16 protein-coding genes are annotated in these 20,571 nt (G+C 73.3%); 12 read left to right on the forward strand and 4 right to left on the reverse strand.

The window, feature by feature from the left end; genetic code table 11:
* Positions 1-18: 18 nt before the first annotated feature.
* On the reverse strand, positions 19-300 hold the full coding sequence (locus tag ACRRSS_RS15500) for a pyrimidine/purine nucleoside phosphorylase (protein WP_435971794.1): 282 nt from the start codon (positions 298-300) through the stop codon (positions 19-21).
* A gap of 250 nt (positions 301-550) precedes the next feature.
* Here ACRRSS_RS15500 and ACRRSS_RS15505 point away from each other — a divergent pair, with 250 nt between their 5' ends.
* Complete coding sequence (locus ACRRSS_RS15505) at positions 551-1,921, forward strand: FAD-binding oxidoreductase (protein WP_435971795.1); 1,371 nt, start codon at positions 551-553, stop codon at positions 1,919-1,921.
* A 43-nt stretch (positions 1,922-1,964) separates the two neighbouring features.
* On the opposite strand, the gene ACRRSS_RS15510 is transcribed toward ACRRSS_RS15505, so the two are convergent.
* Positions 1,965-2,858 (reverse strand): NAD(P)-dependent oxidoreductase, encoded by an 894-nt coding sequence (locus tag ACRRSS_RS15510; protein WP_435971796.1) that lies wholly within the window; start codon positions 2,856-2,858, stop codon positions 1,965-1,967.
* Positions 2,859-2,908: 50 nt separating this feature from the next.
* On the opposite strand from ACRRSS_RS15510, the gene ACRRSS_RS15515 reads away from it, so the two are divergent.
* From ACRRSS_RS15515 to ACRRSS_RS15545, 7 genes are all read left to right on the forward strand, one after another.
* Complete coding sequence (locus tag ACRRSS_RS15515) at positions 2,909-3,316, forward strand: MerR family transcriptional regulator (protein ID WP_435971797.1); 408 nt, start codon at positions 2,909-2,911, stop codon at positions 3,314-3,316.
* Positions 3,317-3,388: 72 nt separating this feature from the next.
* Entirely contained in the window at positions 3,389-4,297 is a 909-nt protein-coding gene (locus ACRRSS_RS15520) for an oxygenase MpaB family protein (protein ID WP_435971798.1), read from the forward strand.
* Positions 4,279-6,537: a tetratricopeptide repeat protein gene (locus ACRRSS_RS15525; protein ID WP_435971799.1), complete on the forward strand. Its 2,259-nt coding sequence runs from the start codon at positions 4,279-4,281 to the stop codon at positions 6,535-6,537. Before ACRRSS_RS15520 ends, ACRRSS_RS15525 begins: the two co-directional genes overlap by 19 nt.
* A 46-nt stretch (positions 6,538-6,583) precedes the next feature.
* A complete protein-coding gene (locus ACRRSS_RS15530) occupies positions 6,584-8,152 on the forward strand; it encodes a phytoene desaturase family protein (protein WP_435971800.1) in 1,569 nt (522 codons plus the stop codon).
* 292 nt (positions 8,153-8,444) lie between these two features.
* On the forward strand, positions 8,445-9,479 hold the full coding sequence (gene tdh, locus ACRRSS_RS15535; protein ID WP_435971801.1) for an L-threonine 3-dehydrogenase: 1,035 nt from the start codon (positions 8,445-8,447) through the stop codon (positions 9,477-9,479).
* 3 nt (positions 9,480-9,482) lie between these two features.
* Positions 9,483-10,682 (forward strand): glycine C-acetyltransferase, encoded by a 1,200-nt coding sequence (locus tag ACRRSS_RS15540; protein ID WP_435971802.1) that lies wholly within the window; start codon positions 9,483-9,485, stop codon positions 10,680-10,682.
* A 37-nt stretch (positions 10,683-10,719) separates the two neighbouring features.
* Complete coding sequence (locus tag ACRRSS_RS15545; RefSeq protein WP_435971803.1) at positions 10,720-11,628, forward strand: LysR family transcriptional regulator; 909 nt, start codon at positions 10,720-10,722, stop codon at positions 11,626-11,628.
* Between the two features lie 76 nt (positions 11,629-11,704).
* Here ACRRSS_RS15545 and ACRRSS_RS15550 read toward each other — a convergent pair whose 3' ends face one another.
* Entirely contained in the window at positions 11,705-13,744 is a 2,040-nt protein-coding gene (locus ACRRSS_RS15550; protein ID WP_435971804.1) for an exo-alpha-sialidase, read from the reverse strand.
* A gap of 242 nt (positions 13,745-13,986) precedes the next feature.
* Entirely contained in the window at positions 13,987-15,876 is a 1,890-nt protein-coding gene (locus ACRRSS_RS15555) for a serine hydrolase (protein ID WP_435971805.1), read from the reverse strand.
* A 116-nt stretch (positions 15,877-15,992) separates the two neighbouring features.
* On the opposite strand from ACRRSS_RS15555, the gene ACRRSS_RS15560 reads away from it, so the two are divergent.
* The 4 genes from ACRRSS_RS15560 to ACRRSS_RS15575 all read left to right on the forward strand — a co-directional run bounded on the left by ACRRSS_RS15560 (position 15,993) and on the right by ACRRSS_RS15575 (position 20,424).
* On the forward strand, positions 15,993-17,117 hold the full coding sequence (locus ACRRSS_RS15560; RefSeq protein ID WP_435971806.1) for an NAD(P)H-dependent flavin oxidoreductase: 1,125 nt from the start codon (positions 15,993-15,995) through the stop codon (positions 17,115-17,117).
* On the forward strand, positions 17,114-18,664 hold the full coding sequence (locus ACRRSS_RS15565; RefSeq protein ID WP_435971807.1) for an acyl-CoA synthetase: 1,551 nt from the start codon (positions 17,114-17,116) through the stop codon (positions 18,662-18,664). The genes ACRRSS_RS15560 and ACRRSS_RS15565 overlap by 4 nt, the downstream gene beginning before the upstream one ends.
* 215 nt (positions 18,665-18,879) lie before the next feature.
* Positions 18,880-19,284, forward strand: coding sequence for a MarR family winged helix-turn-helix transcriptional regulator (locus tag ACRRSS_RS15570; RefSeq protein ID WP_435975345.1), 405 nt, complete (start codon positions 18,880-18,882; stop codon positions 19,282-19,284).
* A 42-nt stretch (positions 19,285-19,326) separates the two neighbouring features.
* Entirely contained in the window at positions 19,327-20,424 is a 1,098-nt protein-coding gene (locus ACRRSS_RS15575; protein WP_435971808.1) for a calcium:proton antiporter, read from the forward strand.
* Positions 20,425-20,571 lie beyond the last annotated feature (147 nt).

Below are 20,571 nucleotides of genomic sequence, written 5' to 3' on the forward strand. Positions count from 1 at the left end.
GCGCCGGCGGCGCCTTGATCAGCGGTATTCGCAGAGGTAGGCGGTCTCCACCGCGACCTCGATCCGGAACCGGCTGTCGCCGGGGACCTCGAAGCGGTCCCCGGCCGCGAAGGTCTCCCACGCGGTGGCACCGGGCAGGCTGACCGTCAGGGCGCCGCTGACCACGTGCATGATCTCCGGAGCGGCGGTGCCGAACTCGTATGCTCCGGGGGCCATGACGCCGATGGTCGCCGGGCCCTGCTCCCGCGTGAACGCGATCGACTTGACCGAGCCGTCGAAGTACTCGTTGACCGTAAACATGTGCATCCTCATGGGCATGGGGCGGCCGGGTCATCGCGTACCGGCCGCGGGTAGGGGGAACCCTAGTGGCGCCCGGGGAGCCGACGGGTCGGCGGCTCACCTGCTGGACGGAGCGAGCCGGCGCCGTGTCCGGGGACACGAACCGGGGCCGCCGCGCAACGCCGCGGGCAGCGCGCCCCGTACACGGCTCAAGTTGAGGCTCGGTGCCATCGGCGTAGCGTGGAACTGATTCGAACGAGGAGCGGTGGCCATGGGCAAGCTCTCGAACGACCAGCTGCGCGAACGGGTACGCGGGACGGTCGTCACGGCCGACGACGATGCCTTCGACGAGGCGCGCGCCGTGCACAACGCGATGATCGACAGGAGACCCGCCGTCGTCGTGCGCTGCGTCAACGCGGGCGACGTCATCGCCGCGGTCGACTTCGCCCGCGAGAACGGGCTCGACCTCGCGGTCCGAGGCGGTGGGCACAGCGTGCCCGGCTTCGGGACCTGCGACGACGGGGTCGTGGCCGATCTCTCCGGGATGCGCGGTGTCCGCGTCGACCCCCAGCGGCGGACCGCCCGCGCGGAGGGCGGGGCGACCTGGGGCGACTTCAACGCGGCGACCTACCCCTTCGGGCTCGCCACCACCGGCGGGATCATCTCCACCACGGGCGTCGGCGGACTCACCCTCGGCGGCGGCATCGGCTATCTCGCCCGCGGTGCGGGCCTGAGCTGCGACAACCTGATCTCGGCCGATGTCGTGACCGCGGACGGCCGGCTCCTCGTCGCGAGCGAGGAGGAGAACGCCGACCTCTTCTGGGCCCTGCGCGGAGGTGGGGGCAACTTCGGCGCCGTGACCTCGTTCGAGTACCGGCTCAGCCCCGTCAAGGACATCTACGGCGGACCGATGCTCTTCGAACTGGAGGACGCCGCCACCGTCGTGCGCTCCTTCGCCGACTACATCGCCGACGCGCCGGAGGAACTGGGCGGGTTCCCCGCCTTCCAGATCGCCCCGCCGCTCCCGTTCATCCCGGAGGACCGGCACGGTGACACCTTCGTCCTGGTCGTGGCGTGCTGGACCGGACCGCTCGACGAGGGGGAGCGCGCCCTCCAGCCCTTCCACGACTTCGCGCCGGTGGTCGCCGAGCACGTCGGACCCATGCCGTACCCGGCGCTCAACAGCGCGTTCGACGCGCTCGTACCGCCCGGCCTCCAGCACTACTGGAAGGCCAACTTCGTCACCGAGCTCACCGATGCCGCGATCGAGGCGCACGTGGAGCACGCCGCCGGGCTGCCCGCCGTGAACTCGACGGTCCACATCTACCCGATCGACGGAGCCTGCCACCGCGTCGCGCCGGAGGCCACGGCCTTCGCCTACCGGGACGCCTCGTTCGCCACCGTCATCGCCGGGATGTGGCCCGACCCCTCCGCCAACGAGGCCAACATCGCCTGGGTCCGCGACTACTACGCGGCGACCGCCCCGCACTCGGAGGAGGGCGGCTACGTCAACTTCATGTCGGACGACGACCAGAGCCGGACCAGGGCCAACTACGGCGCGAACTACGACCGCCTGGTCGAGGTCAAGCGGGCCTACGACCCGGGGAACCTGTTCCACCTGAACCAGAACATCCAGCCCTGAGGCCCCCTCCGCGCCCCGAACCTCCCCGTCCCGTCCGTCGCCGTCAGCCGGCGTCGGGCGGCCCGGGCCTGCTGAACTCCTCGATCAGCACCGGGTACTGCTCCCCGCCGTGCCCGGCCGCGATCGCGCGGTCGGCCAGCACCTTGAACAGCTTCGGGAGTTCGGCGTTGACCCCCAGCGCCTCGCTCTCCTCGATGAGGTGGGTCATCGCACGCGCGTCGGTCTCCAGGGTCGCCACCTCGGCGGGGAAGGCGCCCCTGTCGACCTGCTCGGCGTAGCCGGGCAGCCAGTCGGCCACTCCGGCCGCCATCTGCCGTGCGAACGACGCGAACGTCGTGGCGTCGACACCGGCCGTCCTGAGCAGGGCCGTGCCCTGGAGCCAGGCGTTGAGGACGCTCCACATCATGGCGAGGCCGGCCACGTCGTACAGGGACGCGAGCCCGGGATCGGAGCCGAGGTGGGTGACGGTGCCGAGCGCCTCCAGGGTGGTCTTGTGCGCCTCGAAGTCCTCCGGCGGCCCGCTCTGCAGGACGAGCGCCTCCGCCGTGCCGATCACCGGCGGTACGGCCATGAGGGCGCCGTCCAGGTAACGGGCGCCGTGCTGTTCGGCCCAGCGGGCGGTCTCGCGGGCCTGGGTCGAGGAGCCCGAGGTCAGGTTGATCAGCGTCGCGCCGTCGAGCCCGGCGCCGTCCGCGTCGAGCAGTTCACGCACGGCCCGGTAGTCCGTGACACAGAGGATCGTCAGGGGGCTCGCCTGGATCGCGGCGGCGACGGAGGGCGCCAGGCGCGCGCCCTGGGCCACGAGTGCGTCGGCCTTGGCGGCCGAACGGTTCCATACGGTGGTGGGATGCCCGGCCTTCAGGAACGCGGCGGCGAGCGCCTGGCCCATCAGTCCGAGTCCGATGACGGTCACGGGTGCGGTGGTTCGGTTGGTCATGGCAGCATCGTCGACGTTCATACCGGTGTGAAGGTCAAGCGAGGTTGTCGATGCGGATCGGGGAACTGAGTCGCCTGACGGGTGTCCACACCCATCAGCTGCGCTACTACGAGGCCCAGGGCCTCCTGCAGGCGGAGCGCCGCGCGAACGGATACCGCGCGTACGACGAGGGCGCCGTGCTGAGGGTCAAGCAGATCCGGCACCTGCTCGGCGCGGGACTGTCCTCCGAGGACATCGCCTACCTGTTGCCCTGCGCGGTCGGCGAGGGCCCGGAACTGGTCGGGTGCCCCGAACTGCTCGCCGCGATGCGGTCGCGGATGGGCCGGCTCGACGACCAGATGGCCGCACTGGCCCGGTCCCGCGACGCCCTCGCCGTCTACATCGACGCGGCCGAACGCACGGGCGCCGAGAGGTATCCGCCCTTCGACGACGCCGGTCTCGCGTCCGTCCCGTCCTGAGCCGCCGGGTGCGCGACCGGTTCGCCGGGGCCCGTTCCGGCGTAGCCTGAACGGCATGAGGGAGGACGCTTCATGAGTGCCGACCCCGGGCTGTTCGGCCCCCGCTCCGTCACCTGGCGGCTGCACAGCGACCCGGTCATGTGGATCGCCGGCGTCCGAGCGCTGTGGCTCCAGGCGCTGCACCCCGTCGCGGTGCGCGGCGTCATGATCAACAGCAGCTTCCAGGAGGACCCCTGGGGCCGGCTCATGCGGACCGCGAACTTCGTCGGGACCCTGAGCTACGGGACCACCGAGGCGGCGGAGGCGGCCGGCGCACGGGTGCGCGGGATCCACCGGCTCATCGGCGTGGACGACCCCGAGCTGCTCCTCTGGGTGCACTGCGCCGAGACCGACTCCTACCTCTCCGTCGCACGCCGCTCCGGCATCCCGCTCGACGACGCCGGGGCCGACCGGTACGTCGACGAGCACCGCACCTCGGCCCGGCTCGTCGGACTCGACCCGGCCACCGTCCCCGGATCCACCGCCGAGCTCGCCGCCTACTTCGACGCCGTACGTCCCCGGCTCGCCGCCGGACCCGACGCCCGCACCGTCGAGGACTTCCTCCGCAGACCGCCCGTGAAACCCGTCCTCGTACCGGCGCGCGAGGTGATCTGGCGGCGCGTCACGGCACTCGCGTACGACACCCTGCCCCCGTACGCCCACGCGCTCTACGGACGCCCCGCCCCGCCGCCCGAGACCGTCACCCACCGGCTCGTCGCCACGGCCAACCTCCTCCGTTGCGTGCCCGCCCGCCTGCGCTGGCGGCTACCGCCGCGGCACATCCTCCGCGCCGTGGACCGGCTCGGGCCGGAGACGCGACCCGACCCTTACGCGTACCCCGCCCCGTACCCACTGTCCGAACCGGCGTCCATACTGGAGAAGCCGGAGAAGGCGCAGGAGATCGACGGGGGCGGCGGCACACGATGGGGGAGTCGAGACTGATCCAGGGCCGGTACCGCCTGCACGAGGTGATCGGTCGCGGGGGCATGGGCGAGGTCTGGCGCGCCACCGACGAGGCGCTCGGCCGCGGGGTGGCCGTGAAGTGCCTCAAGCCGCTCGGACCGCAGCAGGACCCCCAGGTCCTCACCGTGGTGCGCGAGCGCTTCCGGCGCGAGGCCCGGGTGGCCGCCGCGCTCCAGCACCGGGGCATCACCGTCGTGCACGACTTCGGCGAGTACGACGGCGTGCTGTTCCTCGTCATGGAGCTCCTGGAAGGGCGCAACCTCAGCCAGCTCCTCGCCGCCAACGCCCAGCACCCGCTGCCCGTCCAGGACCTCGTCGAAATCGCCGACCAGGTCGCCGACGCCCTCGCGTACACCCACCGCCAGGGCATCGTGCACCGCGACCTGAAGCCCGCGAACATCATGCGGCTCCGGGACGGGACGGTGAAGATCTGCGACTTCGGTATAGCGCGCCTCGGCGCCGACATGGGGTTCACCTCCCGCCTCACCGGGACCGGCATCGCCATGGGCACGCCCCACTACATGTCGCCCGAGCAGATCGGCGGCGGCGAGATCGACCACCGCAGCGACCTCTACTCGCTGGGCTGCGTGCTGTACGAACTGGCCACCGGCGTCCCGCCCTTCGACCTCGGCGACTCCTGGGCGATCCTCATCGGACACCGGGACACCGTGCCGAGTCCGCCGCGCGCCCACCGCGCCGAACTCCCCGACTACTTCGACCGGATCGTCGTCGACCTGCTCGCGAAGGTGCCGGAGGAGCGGCCGGCCGACGCGGGCGACCTGCGCCGCCGGATCGTCTCGGGGCGGGTCTCGCTGTCGCTGCCCGGTGGAATGCTGCCCGGCGGTCCGTTTCCCGGGGCGGCGGTCTCCGGGGGCACGGTCGTCCCCGGACCCGGCCCCGCCGCACCCCCCGTGCCCCTGCCCGCCCCCGCGTGGCTCCGGGGGATCACCGGCGGGCACCGGCCCGCCGAGGCCACCACCGCGCCCCGCCCCGCCGCGCACGACCCCGCCGCGGCCGTGCTCACCACCGAGTGGACCACCGCCGCCACCGCCCCACCGGAGGCGCCCGCGCCGCCGCGCGTCGCCCCCTCCGCCGAACTGGTCGCGGTGCTCGCCGGCCGGTACCGCGCGGGCATGGGGCTCGGCCGCCTCGGCCGCTGGGACGAGGCCGAGTCCGTGCACCGGTCCGTCGCCACACACCGCTCGGCGGCCCTCGGCGACGACCACCCGGACACCCTGGCCAGCCAGTACGAGGTCGGCTTCGCCCTCGCCCGGCTCGACCGCCCCGCCGACGCCCTGCGGGTCTTCGACCGGGTCGCCGCGGCCCGCGCGCGCGTCCTCGGCGAGGACCACCCCGACACCCTGGCCGCCCGGCAGGAGCGGGCGTACGCGCTCGGCCGCCTCGGACGGCATCCCGAGGCGTACGAGGTGTACGTCACCGTGCTCGCCGCACGCGAGCGCACCGTCGGCCCCGACCACCCCGACACCCTGCGCTGCCGCCACAACCTGGCGTTCACGTTGGCCCGCCTCGGCCGCCTTGAGGAGTCGTACCGCACGGCCCACGAGGTCGCCGAGGCCCGCGCCCGGCTGCTCGGCGAGGACCATCCGGACACCCTCGTGACCCGGCGCGAGGTGGCGTACACCCTCGGGCGCCTGGGGCGCGGCGAGGAGGCGCTCGTCCAGTACCGGGCGGTCGCCGCCGCGCGCGCCGCGGCCCTCGGCCCCGACCATCCGGAGACCCTCGCCGCCCGCTACGAGACCGGGGTGTTCCTCGGCCGGCTCGGCCAGGCCGCCGACGCCCTGGACGTCTGCCGCGACCTCGTCGCCGCCCGCACCCGCGCGCAGGGCGCCGACGGGCCCGAGACCCTCCGCGCCCGGCACGCCCTCGCCGTCAACCTCGGCCGGCTCGGGCGCTGGCCGGAGGCGCTCGCCGAGTCGGAGAGCGTCCACGCCGACCGCGACCGGGTCCTGGGAGCGGACCACCCCGACACCCTGCAGAGCCGCCGGGAGGCCGCCGTGGCCCTCGGCCGGCTCGGCCGCTGGGAGGAGGCCCTGGCGTCGCACCGCGCGATCGGCGCCGTCCGCACCCGCCTCCTCGGACCCGCCCACCCCGACACGGTCGCCGCCCTGGAGGACGAGGCCCACTGTCTGGAGCGCCTGGGCCACCACGCCGAGGCGGCGGCCCTCCTGCTGAGGGCGGCGACACCACCGCGGCCTTGATCCACCGTCCCCTTTCCCCGGCTCGCCCGCCGTGTGAGCATGAGCCATGACCGTCCCCGCACCGTCTCCCGGCGGCCCGGCCGCCGCCCGTTCCTACGACGCCGTCGTCGTCGGAGGCGGCCACAACGGCCTGGTCGCCGCCGCCTACCTGGCCCGCGCCGGGCGTTCCGTGCTCGTCCTCGAACGGCTCGGCTCGACCGGTGGGGCCGCCGTGTCCACCCGCCCCTTCGCCGGGGTCGACGCGCGCCTCTCCCGGTACTCGTACCTCGTCTCGCTCCTCCCGGAGAAGATCGTGCGCGAGCTGGGGCTGCGGTTCGCCGTGCGGAAACGGTCCGTCTCCTCGTACACCCCGAAGGGCGACGGAGGCCTGCTCGTCGGCGGCGGCCCCGACCGCACCCGCGCCTCCTTCGCCGCGCTGACCGGTTCCGACCGCGAGTACGAGGCCTGGCAGGCCTTCTACGAGCGCACCGGCCGGGCCGCCCGCCGTGTCTTCCCCACCCTCACCGAGCCGCTCCCCACCCGCGCCGCGCTCCGTGCCCGCGTCGACGACCCCGAGACCTGGCGGATGCTCTTCGAGGAGCCCCTCGGCGTCACCGTCGAGCGGGAGTTCGCCGACGACCTCGTCCGCGGTGTGGTCCTCACCGACGCCGTCATCGGCACCTTCGCCGACGCCCACGACCCGACGCTCCCGCAGAACCGCTGCTTCCTCTACCACGTCATCGGCGGCGGCACCGGCGACTGGGACGTGCCCGTCGGCGGCATGGGCGCGCTCACCGACGCCCTCGCCGACGCGGCCCGCGCCGCCGGGGCGCACCTCCTCACCGGTCACGAGGTCACCCGGATCGAGACCGACGGGCGGCGGGCCTCGATCGGGTACCGCACCGCCGACGGCGAGGGCGCCGTCGAGGCCGACCGGGTCCTCGTCAACGCCTCGCCCAGCGACCTGGCCACCCTCCTCGGCGAGCCGCCCCCGCCCGCCCCGGAGGGCGCCCAGCTCAAGGTGAACATGCTGCTCACCCGGCTGCCGAGGCTCCGCGACCGCTCCGTCGACCCGCGCGAGGCCTTCGCCGGCACCTTCCACATCGCCGAGGGGTACGGGCAGCTCGCCACCGCCCACGCCGAGGCCGCCGCCGGCCGGCTGCCCTCCGCCCCGCCCTCCGAGATCTACTGCCACTCGCTCACCGACCCGACGATCCTGGGACCCGAGCTCGCCGCCACGGGCCACCAGACCCTCACCCTGTTCGGGCTGCACACCCCCGCCCGGCTGTTCACCGCCGACAACGACGGCGTCAGGGCCGCGCTCCTCAAGGCGACCCTCGCCCAGCTCGACGCCCATCTGGACGAGCCGATCGCCGACTGCCTCGCCCTCGACGCCGACGGCCGCCCCTGCGTCGAGGCGAAGACCCCCCTCGACCTCGAACGTGAACTGCGCCTTCCCGGCGGCCACATCTTCCACCGCGACCTCTCCTTCCCGTACGCGGTGGAGGGCACGGGCCGCTGGGGCGTGGAGACCCGGCACGCCAACGTGCTGCTGTGCGGAGCGGGCGCGGTCCGGGGCGGGGGAGTGAGCGGCATCCCCGGCCACAACGCGGCGATGGCGGCCCTGGGACGGTGACGGAGGTACGCCCCCGCCGCCGGTGCCTCCGTTCCCGGCCCCGGCCGCCTCGCCCCGGCCTCCCGACCTGCCCGTCCGCCACCGCCACCGCCCCGACGGTGGCCTCTCCGTTCGGGCGCGTTGACGTCGCCCCGCCCTCGCCTGTGGTGTGAAGCTGATCTGCGAGCGCGCTTAAGAAATCCTCGATGGACCGCGGGCGCTCCGTACGGAAGATTCTCTTCCGGGGATCTTGGGCGCGCAGCCGCGCCCGGACCCCGCACATCACAGGACACGCACGTCGGGAGCCGTTGCATTGAAGGCGCTGGTCAAGCTGAAGGCGGAGCCGGGACTCTGGCTCACGGACGTGCCCGAGCCGGAGACCGGCCCCGGAGACGTACTCATCCAGGTCAAGCGGACCGGGATCTGCGGGACCGACCTGCACATCCGGTCCTGGGACGGCTGGGCGCAGAAGACGATCGCGACGCCGCTGACCGTCGGCCACGAGTTCGTCGGCGAGGTCGTCTCCGTCGGCCGTGACGTGTCCGACATCGCCGTCGGCGACCTGGTGAGCGGCGAGGGCCACCTCGTCTGCGGCAAGTGCCGCAACTGTCTGGCCGGCCGCCGCCACCTCTGCCGCGCCACGATCGGCCTCGGCGTGGGCCGGGACGGGGCCTTCGCCGAGTACGTGGCCCTGCCCGCGTCCAACGTGTGGGTGCACCGCGTCCCCGTCGACCTCGACGTCGCCGCGATCTTCGACCCCTTCGGCAACGCCGTGCACACGGCGCTCTCCTTCCCCCTCGTCGGCGAGGACGTCCTCGTCACCGGCGCGGGCCCGATCGGCATCATGGCCGCCGCCGTCGCCAAGCACGCCGGCGCCCGCAGCGTCATGATCACCGACGTCAGCGAGGAGCGCCTGGCCCTGGCGCGCAAGACGGGCGTCACCCTCGCCCTCAACGTCGCCGAGCAGACCATCGCCGACGGCCAGCGCGCCCTCGGGCTCAAGGAGGGCTTCGACGTCGGCCTGGAGATGTCCGGCAACCCGCGCGCGATGCGCGACATGGTCGCCAACATGACCAACGGCGGCAGGATCGCCATGCTGGGCCTGCCCAGCGAGGACTTCGCCGTCGACTGGGCGAAGATCGTCACCTCCATGATCACGGTCAAGGGCATCTACGGCCGCGAGATGTTCGAGACCTGGTACGCGATGTCGGTGCTCCTGGAGGGCGGTCTCGACCTCGCCCCCGTGATCACCGGGCGTTACGCGTACACCGACTTCGAGGCCGCCTTCGACGACGCGGCCTCCGGCAAGAGCGGCAAGATCATCCTCGACTGGACTGCGGGAGCCTGACCCATGTTCGATTCCGTACGCGACGACATCCGTGCCACCCTCGACGAGATCCGGCAGGCCGGACTGCACAAGCCCGAACGCGTCATCGGCACCCCCCAGTCGGCCACGGTGGCCGTCACCTCGGGGGGCCGTCCCGGCGAGGTGCTCAACTTCTGCGCCAACAACTACCTGGGCCTCGCCGACCACCCCGACGTGGTCGCCGCCGCTCACGAGGCGCTCGACCGCTGGGGCTACGGCATGGCGTCCGTCCGCTTCATCTGCGGCACGCAGGAGGTGCACAAGGAGCTGGAGGCCCGCCTGTCCTCCTTCCTCGGCCAGGAGGACACGATCCTCTACTCCTCCTGCTTCGACGCCAACGGCGGTGTCTTCGAGACGATCCTCGGCCCCGAGGACGCCGTCATCTCCGACGCCCTCAACCACGCCTCGATCATCGACGGCATCCGCCTCTCCAAGGCCCGCCGCTTCCGCTACGCCAACCGTGACATGGCCGATCTGGAGCAGCGGCTGAAGGAGGCCACGGAGGGCGGCGCGCGGCGCAGGCTCATCGTCACCGACGGCGTCTTCTCCATGGACGGCTACGTCGCCCCGCTCGACGAGATCTGCGACCTGGCCGAGCGCTACGACGCCATGGTCATGGTCGACGACTCGCACGCCGTCGGCTTCGTCGGCCCCGGCGGCCGCGGCACCCCCGAGCTGCACGGCGTCATGGACCGTGTCGACATCATCACCGGCACCCTCGGCAAGGCCCTCGGCGGAGCCTCCGGCGGCTACGTCGCGGCCCGCGCCGAGATCGTCGCCCTGCTGCGCCAGCGCTCCCGCCCGTACCTCTTCTCGAACACCCTCGCCCCGGTGATCGCCGCCGCCTCCCTCAAGGTCCTCGACCTCCTGGAGTCCGCCGGTGACCTCCGCGACCGGCTGCGCGCCAACACGGAGCTGTTCCGGACCCGTATGACGGCGGAGGGCTTCGACATCCTCCCCGGCGACCACGCCATCGCCCCCGTCATGATCGGCGACGCGTCCGAGGCCGGCCGCATGGCCGAGCTCCTCCTGGAGCGCGGCGTGTACGTGATCGGCTTCTCGTACCCGGTCGTGCCGCAGGGCCAGGCCCGGATCCGCGTGCAGCTCTCCGCCGCCCACTCCACGGACGACGTGAACCGGGCCGTGGACGCCTTCGTCGACGCCCGCGCCGCCCTGCGCGGCTGAGGCGAGGAGCGGTCTCGCGGCCTGCGAGACTGGGGGAATGATCGAAGCGCGGCGGTTGCACATCCTCCGTGCGGTGGCCGACCACCGCACGGTCACGGCAGCGGCCGCCGCGCTCTATCTGACCCCCTCCGCCGTCTCCCAGCAGCTCGCGGCCCTGGAGCAGGAGACCGGCCACCGTCTGGTGGACCGCAGCGCCCGAGGAGCCCGGCTCACCCCCGCCGGCGAGATCCTGCTCAGCCACGCCAACGCCGTCCTGGCCCAGTTGGAGCGCGCCGAGTCCGAACTCGCCGCCTACAGCTCCGGCGAGGCCGGCACGGTCACGGTCGCCGCCTTCGCCACCGGCATCGGCCTGGTGGTGGCCCCGGCTCTCACGGCCCTGGCCCGCACCGCGCCCGGCATCCGGGTCCGGGTGCGCGACGCCGAGGGCGACGAGAGCCTGCTCATGGTCCTCGACCGGCAGGTCGACGTGGCCGTCGCCGTCGAGTACCGGGGCGCTCCGGGCGAGGACGACGCCCGCCTCACCCGCGTCCCGCTCTACGCGGAGCCCTTCGACGCGGTCCTGCCGCCCGGCCACCCGCTCGCGCACGAGGAGCGCGTCGCGCTCGCCGACCTCGCCAAGGACGCCTGGATCGGGCAGTCCACCGGCAACCCCTGCCACGACGTGACCGTCCTGGCCTGCGAGTACGCGGGCTTCGCGCTGCGCCCGGAGCACTCGTCCGACGACTTCCGCGCGGTCGTCGCCCTCGCGGCGGCGGGCGCGGGCGTGGCGCTCGTGCCGCGTTCGGCCCTGCGCGGGACGGAGCTCACGGGCGTGGAGGTCCGCCCGATCGACGGCGTGGCCCCGACGCGACGGGTCTTCGCCGCCGTCCGGCGCGGAGCGGAGGAGCACCCGCTGATCAGCCCCGTACTGACCGCCCTGCGCACGGCCGCGGAGCCCGGCGCCTGAGACGCGCGGGACGGCCGACGGGTGTCCACGCCCACGGCCGACGGGGGGTGAGCCCGCCGACCGGTGGCCGCCCCGGCTACCAGATGGTGAAGAAACCGAGACGGAGACGTTCGTCCTCCTTGGCCACGGCGAGCGAGCCGCCCCGCACCAGAGCGGCCTCCTCCGGGGTCAGCGCCTTCCCGAAGAGGCGCACGTCGTCCAGGGTGCCGCGGAAGAGCTGGGCGACCCCGGCCGGCTGGTTGGGGAAGTCGGGCCGCGCACCGATGTGGATGTTGAACTCGGAGGCGGGGGTGAGGTTCCGGTCCGTCGCGGAGTTCCCCGCAGGCATGACGGCGGTCGCCGGAGCGCCGCCGTCCACGGCGAGGCGGAGGGTGAGGCCGTCACGGGTGAACACGACGTGGTGCCACCCGCCGTCGTTGAACGAGGAGGGGAGCGTCACCTCCGTGGAGCCGATGTCCGTGCCGACGGTGGCGCGCAGGACGTTGCCCACGCCGGGTTCTGCGCGGACCGAGAAGTGCCGGCCCTTCTTCAGCGGGTCGGTGCCCGGCATCCCGTACGCCCACACGATCGGCAGCGTGCCGGTGGTCGCCGAGTGCCGGAACCAGGCCGTGACGGTGAAGTTCTTGTCGTCGACCCGCAGGGACGGCGAGCAGACGAGGCGCAGGTAGTCGTCCGTGCCGTCGAACTCCATGGCCTTGCCGCTGCCGCGCGCTCCGAGGACGGCTCCGCCGTGGATGACGGCGTGGTTGCCGGGCGCGCCGGGGGCCCGCTCGCGGGTGTCGGCGGTGCGCGGGCGCCGCAGCTCGGTGGCGGCCCCGTTCATCGCCGTCTCGGTGAAGGAGGCGAAGACGACGTTGCCGTGGGGGATGTTGCCGGCCGTCTCGTACAGGATGCCGATGGAGCGGTCCGGCAGCAGCGTCAGATCGGAGTAGCCGGTGCGGGCCGCCGAGACCAGGGTGCCGACGGTCTTCCACGTCCTGCCCTCGTCGTACGAGGAGCGGACGGCCAGCTCACGCCGGTCCTCCAGCGCGCTCGGGCCCAGTCGGGAGGGACCCGAGTAGAGGAGCTGGTCGGGCTTGCCGTCGCGATCCTCCGCGTGCAGCCGCAGCAGCGAGCCGAACGTCGGGGAGGTGTCCAGGTTGGCCACCGGGGTGAAGGGCGCGGCGAAGGAGGCGCCGCCGTCGGCGCTCGTGGTCCCCAGCCGGTGCTCGTTGGTGAGGCAGCGGGTGGGTTCGGAGTTGCGCGCGTTGACGTACACGGCGCCGTCGGTGGTCTGGGCGACGGTCAGCTCCCCGGGGAACGCACCGGTCTTGGACACGGGGTCGGTGGTGGCGCCAAGGCTCCAGCTCAGGCCGCCGTCGTCGCTGTAGTACAGCTGGGCCCCCGCGGTCGTGTCGCCCCCCGCCGTGTGGTCGCCCGGCACAATCAGCCGGCCCTGGTGCGGGCCGCGGTCGAGCTGGATGCCGTGGCCGGGGCCGGTGGACACCCAGTTCCATCCGGCGGGCTTGAGCTGCGGCAGCGCGACGCTCGATGACCAGGTCGCTCCGCCGTCCGTGCTGTGCACGGCGTGGACGGTGCGGGGGAATCCCTTCCGCGAAGGGGCGGCCGCGTCGCGGTTCCAGTCGCTGCTGGAGTACAGGAGCGTGATCCGGCCGGTGGCCGCGTCCACGACGGGGGCGGGGTTGCCGTGCGCCAGCACGTCACCCGCGCCGACGACGACCCTGGGGCCCTGCTCCCAGGTCCTGCCGCCGTCGAGCGACCTCTTGAGCACGATGTCGTTGTCGCCGACGTCGTTGCAGCCGGTCGTGTCCAGCCGCGTGCGGCCCTCGGCGAAGGCGAGGACGACGCCCGTCGGCGTGGTGACGACGGCCGGGATCCGCGTGCAGAAGTAGTTCTCGCGCGCCTTGAACAGCGTGGTGAGCACCTGCGTCGGGACCGACGCCGTGCCGGCGGCCGTGGCCGTGGCCGTGGCCGTGTTCGTGGACGCGGCCGCGCGCGTCGGCGGCGTGACCGTGAGGACGACCGCCGCCAGGACGGCGAGGGAGAGCGCGCACACCCATGCGGGCAGCGCGAAGCGGCGCGCGCCCGGTGGGCGGCGCTCGGACGGGGACGACACGAAGGAACACCTCGATACGAAGGGCGAAGGGCGTGGGAGCGGCGGGGCCTGGAAGCGGTCGTGCCGCTCGTCGGCGGGTCGGTTGCGGCGACCCCCGCGGTCCGGAAGAGCACCGCGAACGGGCGACACGACAGACGCTCGCCTCCGCGTTCGTCCCATCCCCCCGGTGAGATCTCCCGTTCGGGACGGTACCTCATGTGATCACGTGTGCGCAGTCCGTGCCGTGGTCCGACCGGGTGTGCTCAATCGGCCGACCTGGCCCAGCCGTTCGCCTCGATCCGCCCTCCGTCCGCCGGCCGTGCCTCGTCGAACACCCGGCGCCCCGCCCCGTCGAGCAGCCGCAACCCGTCCACGTACACGCCCCGCCCCACGTACCGCTGGTCGGTGGTGTACCGCCAGCGCAGAAGCGCGTCCGCCCCGGGCAGCGCCGCGGTGACGGTGTGCCAGACCCGGCCGGACCAGCCGCCGACCGTGCCCGTCGGGTGTGCGGTGCGCCCGTCGGTGGTGAAGGGCACCGGCCGCCAGGTCGCGCCGCCGTCCCCGGAGGCCTCCAGGACGACCGGGTCCGCGCCCGGCTCGGTGTCCCACCACAGCGCGCACTCCAGGCGGGCGGCGCCCGTCACACGGGGCAGCGTCAGCGTGGCGGTCGTGGCGCTCGCCATTCCGGCGAACCACGGGGGTTTCCGCCGCTGGAGCGAGGCCGGGAGCGCGGGGGCCGTACGGCCCCGGGCCGGTCGTACGGGTACGGCCCTGGCCAGTTCGTTCGCGGTGGCCACGCGGGGCGCCGAGCCCGAGCGCCAGGAGCGCACGGGGTGGACGGAGTTGCCGAGGACGATCAGGAACGCGTCGGTCGTCGGGTCCAGGACGAGGCTGGTGCCGGTGAAGCCGGTGTGGCCGGCCGTCCGGGGCGTGGCCATCGCGCCCATGTACCAGTGCTGGTAGAGCTCGAAGCCGAGGCCGTGCTCGTCGCCGGGGAAGGCGGTGTTGAAGTCGGTGAACATCAGCTCCACGGAGGCGGGGGAGAGGATGCGGGCCCGTCCGTACGCCCCGCCGTTGAGCAGGGTGCGGGCGAGGACCGCGAGGTCCCAGGCGCGGGAGAAGATCCCGGCGTGGCCCGCGACACCGCCCATGCTGTGGGCGTTCTCGTCGTGGACCTCGCCGCGCACCATGCCCCGGTCGAGGCCGGACCAGGGTGGCCGGGCGTCCTCGGTGGCCGCGATCTCCGGCCGCCAGGAGAGCGGGGGATTGAACCGCGTGCGGTGCATCCCGAGCGGAGCGGTGATCTCGTCGCGGAGCAGGACATCCAGACCGAGACCGGTGATCTCCTCCAGGATCAGCTGAAGGGAGATCAGATTCAGATCGGAGTAGAGGTACGTCGAGCCCGGCGGATTCGCCAGGACCTCGCCCCAGAGCAGCCGCAGCTTTCCCTCCCGCGTCGGCTCCCGGTACAGCGGGATCCAGGACCGGAACCCGGAGGTGTGGGTGAGCAGCTGACGGACCGTGACGTCCCGCTTCCCGCCGCCGCCGAACTCCGGCAGGTACGCGGTGACCCTCGCCTCCAGGTCCAGGGCGCCGCGCTCGATCTGCTGCACCGCCAGGATCGAGGTGAACAGCTTGGAGACCGAGGCCAGGTCGAAGACGGTCCGCTCGGTCATGGGGACCCGCAGCTCGGGCGGCAGCTCGATCCCGGTGTCCGTCTTCTCGTCGTAGGCCGCGTACCGCACGGCCGAGCCGATCGCCCGGTGCAGGGCGACGGTCCCGCCGCGCCCGGCGAGCAGCACCGCGCCCGCGTACCAGGGATGGGTGGGGGAGGGGCCGAGGAAGCTCTCGGCCTCCCTCACGAGCCGGTCCAGGTGCGGGGCGAGCAGCCCGGCCCGCCGGGCCGAGCCGCGCCGCAGCGTGGTCCGCCGCGCACCTGGACCGGCCGAGGAGGCGGACCCGGCTCCCTCGCCCGGAAGCCCCGATCCCGATTCCGATCCCGGTCCCGATGCCGGTCCCGGTCCCGAGCCGGGCCCCGGGGCGGCCGCGGCCCCCGGCACCGCACCGATCATCACCGCACCTCCCAGGGCCAGTACCCCGCCGCCGAACGCGCGGCGGCTCAGCCGTCCGTCTCGTGCCGCGTCCTCCGTCATGCCCACCCTCTCCCACCGCGGGCCGCGGTGAAACGTCGACCTGCCGTCGCAAAGAATCTGACGATGCATCAGAAAACCTCTTCCCTCCGGCACGTCGCTGCGGCATCCTGCCGCCCATGAAGACGGAGCTGAGTCGCACCCTGGGGATCGAGCACGCCATCTTCGGCTTCACGCCCTTTCCCGCGGTGGCCGCCGCACTCACCAGAGCCGGCGGGTTCGGCGTCCTCGGGGCGGTCCGCTACACCGCCCCCGACGACCTCGCCCGCGACCTCGACTGGATGCAGGAGCACACCGACGGTCTGCCCTACGGGCTCGACGTCGTGATGCCCGCCAGGAAGGCCGAGGCCCCGGGAGGCCGGACACTGACCGAGGCCGACGTCGAGGCCATGATCCCGGAGGAGCACCGGGCGTTCGTCCGCGCCACCCTCGCCAGACACGGCGTGCCCGAACTCGCCGAGGGCGAGGCCTCCGGCTGGCGCATCACCGGCTGGATGGAGCAGGTCGCCCGCAACCAGCTCGACGTGGCCTTCGACTACCCGATCAAGCTGCTCGCCAACGCCCTCGGCTCCCCACCGGCCGACGTCGTCGCCCGCGCCCACGACCACGGCGTCCTCGTCGCGGCCCTCGCCGGCAGCGCCCGCCACGCCCGCCACCACGCCGAGGCCGGCATCGACGTCGTCGTCGCCCAGGGGTACGAGGCGGGCGGCCACACCGGCGAGATCGCCTCCATGGTCCTCACCCCCGAGGTCGTCGACGCCGTCTCCCCGCTGCCCGTGCTCGCCGCCGGCGGCATCGGCAGCGGCGAGCAGATCGCCGCCGGACTCGCGCTCGGCGCGCAGGGCGTCTGGCTCGGCTCGATCTGGCTCACGACCACCGAGGCCGAGCTGCACTCCCGCGCCCTCACGGCCAAGCTCCTCGCCGCCGGTTCCGGTGACACCGTCCGCTCCCGCGCCCTGACCGGCAAGCCCGCCCGGCAGCTCCGCACCGAGTGGACCGACGCGTGGGACGACCCGGCGGGCCCCGGCACGCTCCCCATGCCGCTCCAGGGACTCCTCGTCGCCGAGGCCGTCTCCCGTATCCAGCGGTACGAGGTCGATCCGCTCCTCGGCACCCCCGTCGGGCAGATCGTCGGCCGCATGAACTCCGAGCGCAGCGTCCAGCAGGTCGTCGACGAGCTCACCCGCGGCTTCGAGAAGGCCGTCGACCGTGTCAACCGCATCGCCGGAAGGAGCGAGGGATGAGTGGGACGACCCCCGGATTCTGGGCGCAGGCCGCCGCCGACCCGGGCCGTACGGTCCTGGTGGCGCCCGACGGCGAGGAGTGGACCGCCGGCCGGCTGCACATCGAGGCGAACCGGCTGGTCCACGGGTTGCGGGCGGCCGGTCTGGAGCGGGGCGACGCCTTCGCCGTGGTCCTCCCCAACGGCCCGGAGTTCTTCGCCGCCCATCTCGCCGCCACCCAGGCCGGCTTCTACCTCGTCCCCGTCAACCACCACTTCGTCGGCCCCGAGATCGCCTGGATCGTCGCCGACTCCGGGGCGAAGGTCCTCCTCGCCCACGAGCGGTTCGCACAGGCCGTGACCCTCGCCGCCGACGAGGCCGGTCTCGCCGCCACCCACCGGTACGCCGTCGGGGCGATCACCGGTTTCCGCCCCTACGCCGAGCTGCTCGAAGGGCGGGACGGGGACGCGCCCGCCGACCGCACCCTCGGCTGGGTCATGAACTACACCTCCGGCACCACCGGCCGGCCCCGGGGCATCCGGCGCCCGCTCCCCGGCCGGCTCCCCGAGGAGACCCCTCTCGGCGGCTTCCTCGGCATCTTCGGCATCCGGCCGGGCGGCGGGAACGTCCACCTCGTCTGCTCGCCGCTCTACCACACCGCCGTGCTCCAGTTCGCCGCAGCCGCCCTGCACATCGGACACCCCCTCGTCCTGATGGACCGGTGGGCGCCGGAGGAGATGCTCCGGCTGATCGACCGGTACGCCTGCACCCACACCCACATGGTCCCCACCCAGTTCCACCGGCTGCTCTCCCTCCCGGGGGAGGTGCGGGAGCGGTACGACGTCTCCTCCATGCGGCACGCCATCCACGGTGCCGCGCCCTGCCCCGAGCACGTCAAACGGGCGATGATCGACTGGTGGGGCGGGTGCGTCGAGGAGTACTACGCCGCGAGCGAGGGCGGCGGTGCCTTCGCGACCGCCGACGAGTGGCTGAAGAAGCCCGGCACCGTCGGCAGGGCGTGGCCGATCAGCGAACTCGCCGTCTTCGACGACGACGGGGTCCGGCTGCCGCCGGGTGAACTCGGCACCGTCTACCTGAAGATGAACACCGGCGGCTTCCAGTACCACAAGGACGAGGCGAAGACGGCGAAGAACCGCATCGGTGACTTCTTCACCGTCGGGGACCTCGGCGTCCTCGACGAGGACGGCTATCTCTTCCTCCGCGACCGCAAGATCGACATGATCATCTCCGGCGGGGTCAACATCTACCCGGCCGAGATCGAGGCCGCTCTCCTCGCCCATCCGGCCGTCGCCGACGCCGCCGCCTTCGGCATCCCGCACGCCGACTGGGGCGAGGAGGTCAAGGCCGTCGTCGAGGCGGCAGAGGGGTACGCGCCGGGGGCGGCGCTCGCCACCGAGATCCTGGCCCACTGCGCGGACCGGCTCGCCGGCTTCAAGTGCCCGAAGTCGGTCGACTTCGTCACGGCCATGCCCCGCGACCCCAACGGCAAGCTGTACAAGCGCCGTTTGCGGGACCCGTACTGGGAGGGCCACCAGCGCCCCCTCTAGTTCCGGTAGTTCCGGCCTCATTCCAGGACATGTCCGGTCCCAGCAGGTCTGGAACCGGACATGTCGCTGTCATCCGGTAGCATCTCTTCCGTAGATACCTTTGCTTTGAAAGCAAAATCAACGGGAGGGAGCGCGCGGTGCCGACAGCACGCGAGGAAGACGAGCCCCCCGAACGGCCGGACCTTGACGAGGCCGTCCGTACGCTGCTGCTGCTCATGCCCCGCATGGTCGGGCGGGCCAAGCGGATCCGGATCCCCGACGAGCTCCAGTCGCTCACCCTCGCGCCCCGCCACCTCTCCCTGCTCGCCTACCTCCTCTACGACGGACCGCTCGGCGTCAACGAGCTCGCCGCCCGGCTGGAGGTCGCCCCCACGACCGTGAGCCTCATGGTCGGGGACCTGGCGAAGAAGGGCGTACTGGAACGGGTCGAGGACCCCGCCGACCGCAGGCGCAAGATCGTCTCGATCGCGCCGGCGCACAGCGCGGCGATCGACGGCTGGCTCGGCCGCAGCGCCGCCGCCTGGCGCGCGGCGCTCGCCCCGCTCGACGCGGAGCAGCGACGGATGTTCCTGGAGACGCTCACCGCGTACGAGCACGGCCTCGGTGACCCCCTGGATTGACCGAACCGGGGCGAAAGCCCCCTGTGTGGCAGGATGCTGATCATGAGTTCGAGCACGGTGTCATTGACACGGCAGTGGACCACCTGGGGGCCGGTGGTGGCGGCGCTTGTGCTCGTCGCGGCCTGGGGCCGCGACCTGCCGGGCTTCGCCGTCGGACTCATCGCCCTCTGCCTCCTCGCCGCCGTCCTCGCGGCGGTCCACCACGCGGAGGTCATCGCCCTCCGCGTGGGCGAACCCTACGGCTCCCTCGTCCTCGCCGTGGCGGTCACCGTCATCGAGGTCGGACTCATCGTCACCCTGATGGTGGGAGGCGGCGAGAAGACCTCGACGTACGCCCGCGACACCGTCTTCGCCGCGGTCATGATCACCTGCAACGGCATCGTCGGCCTGTCCCTCCTCGTCGGCGCGCTCCGCAACCGGGTCGCCGTCTTCAACGCCGAGGGATCCGGCGGCGCGCTCGCCACCGTCTGCACCCTGGCGACGATGACGCTCGTCCTGCCGTCCTTCACCACCAGCCACTCGGGCCCCGAGTTCTCCGGCGTCCAGCTCGCCTTCGCCGCCGTCGCCTCCATCTGCCTGTACGGCGTGTTCGTCGGCGTCCAGACCGTCCGTCACCGGGACTACTTCCTGCCCGTGCCGCGCCCCGGCCAGGAGTCGGAGGACGACCACGCCGACCCGCCGACCCGGCGCGACGCCTGGACCAGCCTCGGCCTCCTCGTCGTCGCCCTCGTCGCCGTCGTCGGCAACGCCAAGCTGATCTCGCCCACGATCGAGGACGGCGTCCAGTCGGCGGGCCTCCCCAAGGCGGTCGTCGGTGTCGTCATCGCCCTGATGGTGCTGCTGCCCGAGACCCTCGCCGCCGTCCGCGCTGCCCGCCGGGACCGGATGCAGACCAGCCTCAACCTCGCCTACGGTTCCGCGATCGCCAGCATCGGCCTGACGATCCCGGCGATCGCGCTCGCTTCGATCTGGCTGCCCGGACCCCTGCTCCTCGGTCTCGACCCCCTCCACATGGTCCTGCTCGTCCTCACCGGTGTGGTGAGCGCGCTGACCGTGGTCCCCGGCCGGGCCACCCTCCTCCAGGGCGGCGTCCACCTCGCGATCTTCGCCGCCTTCGTCTTCCTGTCGTTCAGCCCCTGACGACGTCCCCGCACCGCCCGCGAGCGCCGGGTGGCCCGCCCTGACGTCCGCTCCTGACGGTCGGCTCCGCGCGCGCGTCGTCCGGGCGGGCGACGGCGCGCCGCAAAGTGCTTGACCCTGCCGTTCGGGCGCGCCGAGGATCACCCC

It is taken from the genome of Streptomyces sp. Qhu_M48 (genome assembly GCF_051305195.1).
Lineage (GTDB): Bacteria > Actinomycetota > Actinomycetes > Streptomycetales > Streptomycetaceae > Streptomyces.

Bases quoted from the DNA above. Each gene is read 5' to 3' on its own strand.
- ACRRSS_RS15500 (WP_435971794.1), bottom strand. From the start codon at position 300: ATGTTTACGGTCAACGAGTACTTCGACGGCTCGGTCAAGTCGATCGCG.
- ACRRSS_RS15505 (WP_435971795.1), top strand. From the start codon at position 551: ATGGGCAAGCTCTCGAACGACCAGCTGCGCGAACGGGTACGCGGGACG.
- ACRRSS_RS15510 (WP_435971796.1), bottom strand. From the start codon at position 2,858: ATGACCAACCGAACCACCGCACCCGTGACCGTCATCGGACTCGGACTG.
- ACRRSS_RS15515 (WP_435971797.1), top strand. From the start codon at position 2,909: ATGCGGATCGGGGAACTGAGTCGCCTGACGGGTGTCCACACCCATCAG.
- ACRRSS_RS15520 (WP_435971798.1), top strand. From the start codon at position 3,389: ATGAGTGCCGACCCCGGGCTGTTCGGCCCCCGCTCCGTCACCTGGCGG.
- ACRRSS_RS15525 (WP_435971799.1), top strand. From the start codon at position 4,279: ATGGGGGAGTCGAGACTGATCCAGGGCCGGTACCGCCTGCACGAGGTG.
- ACRRSS_RS15530 (WP_435971800.1), top strand. From the start codon at position 6,584: ATGACCGTCCCCGCACCGTCTCCCGGCGGCCCGGCCGCCGCCCGTTCC.
- ACRRSS_RS15540 (WP_435971802.1), top strand. From the start codon at position 9,483: ATGTTCGATTCCGTACGCGACGACATCCGTGCCACCCTCGACGAGATC.
- ACRRSS_RS15545 (WP_435971803.1), top strand. From the start codon at position 10,720: ATGATCGAAGCGCGGCGGTTGCACATCCTCCGTGCGGTGGCCGACCAC.
- ACRRSS_RS15555 (WP_435971805.1), bottom strand. From the start codon at position 15,876: ATGACGGAGGACGCGGCACGAGACGGACGGCTGAGCCGCCGCGCGTTC.
- ACRRSS_RS15560 (WP_435971806.1), top strand. From the start codon at position 15,993: ATGAAGACGGAGCTGAGTCGCACCCTGGGGATCGAGCACGCCATCTTC.
- ACRRSS_RS15565 (WP_435971807.1), top strand. From the start codon at position 17,114: ATGAGTGGGACGACCCCCGGATTCTGGGCGCAGGCCGCCGCCGACCCG.
- ACRRSS_RS15570 (WP_435975345.1), top strand. From the start codon at position 18,880: ATGCCCCGCATGGTCGGGCGGGCCAAGCGGATCCGGATCCCCGACGAG.
- ACRRSS_RS15575 (WP_435971808.1), top strand. From the start codon at position 19,327: ATGAGTTCGAGCACGGTGTCATTGACACGGCAGTGGACCACCTGGGGG.